A 758-nucleotide genomic window follows, 5' to 3' on the forward strand; every position below is an offset into this window, starting at 1 on the left:
GCGCAGCGCCTGGAAGCGCTTTCCGCCCTCACGGTGCATCCTCGCGATCAGCAGGTGAACAGCGTGCTGATGGCCCGGCTGGAGCGCCTGTATCAAGAAAGCCTGGGTGACCTCCGGGAGCGGGCCGGCAGCCTGGCGCAGGATTTCCAGCGAGCGCTCGACAGCCAGGATGAGCGCGTCATCCGCGATGCCCGCAAATCGCTGGCGGAGCGGTTGGATCGTCTCGAACGACGTCTCTGAGGCAAGGCATGAAACTTGACCTGTTGGAGCTCTCCCAAGCGGCCACCGAGCGGGATCTCAAACGCGCCTATGCGCGCCTCCTGAAGGTTCACCGACCCGATACGGACCCAGAGGCCTTTCAACGGCTGCGGCAAGCCTACGAACGCGCGTTGGCGGACCTCAGTCGGCCGGTAAGCTTGGACGAAGAGCCTCGGGCCACCCAATGGGTGTACTCACCCTCCTCCGCGGCCGCGACGCCGATCGAACCAGTGCCTACGACGGACGGGAAGCCGCTTGGCGCAACGGTCCAGCCCGTCCAGCGCGCAGCAGAACGACCGCCCACAGAGCCTTCCATCCAGCGCCTATCCGAGCAGCTGCTTCCGGACGACACAAGTCGTCTCGCCAAGCTTCTCGAGGGTGACCTCACTCTGGCCTGGGAGACAGCCAGGCGCGAAGGCCTAGAGGCTGCTTTTCAGCGGCAGCTCCTGCAACGGTGCGTGAACAGCGCTGACCTTCGAGCCCTAGCCTGGGCGCAAGCC

The 758-nt window shown here is 65.6% G+C and carries 1 pseudogene; it reads left to right on the forward strand.

The annotated features are described in order from the left end of the window. Nucleotides 1-240, forward strand: a pseudogene (locus QKY98_RS23545) (molecular chaperone HscC); the annotation flags it as partial. Nucleotides 241-758 lie beyond the last annotated feature (518 nt).

It is taken from the genome of Pseudomonas sp. HR1 (assembly GCF_030175875.1).
GTDB classification, from domain to species: domain Bacteria; phylum Pseudomonadota; class Gammaproteobacteria; order Pseudomonadales; family Pseudomonadaceae; genus Chryseomonas; species Chryseomonas oryzihabitans.